Source organism: Sedimentibacter sp. B4, from assembly GCF_000309315.1.
Lineage (GTDB): Bacteria > Bacillota > Clostridia > Tissierellales > Sedimentibacteraceae > Sedimentibacter > Sedimentibacter saalensis.
The window spans coordinates 1-276 of sequence record NZ_CANG01000186.1 but is presented as its reverse complement, the minus strand read 5'-3'; the positions used below and the strand labels follow the sequence as shown (position 1 = coordinate 276).

Annotated in this window: 1 pseudogene; it reads left to right on the top strand. The window is 65.9% G+C overall.

The features are described 5' to 3' along the window. Positions 1-276 (top strand): annotated as a pseudogene (locus BN358_RS10680) (RNA helicase); the annotation flags it as partial.

Here is a 276-nt window from a genome sequence, read left to right as displayed (position 1 = left end):
GTCCCGGCACACTGCGGGGCTCAGTCCGTCCGACCTCGCCGCACTCGACTACGACCGGTTCCTGGCCGCGTTCACCGATGGCATCGCTGCCCATCACGCAGGTCTGCTGCCGGCGTTCAAGGAGATGGTCGAGGAAGCGTTCGCCGCCGGGCTGGTGAAGGTGGTGTTCGCCACGGAGACGCTCGCGCTCGGCATCAACATGCCCGCGAAGAGCGTCGTACTCGAGAAGCTTGTGAAGTACAACGGCGAGACCCACGCGGACATCACGGCAGGGGA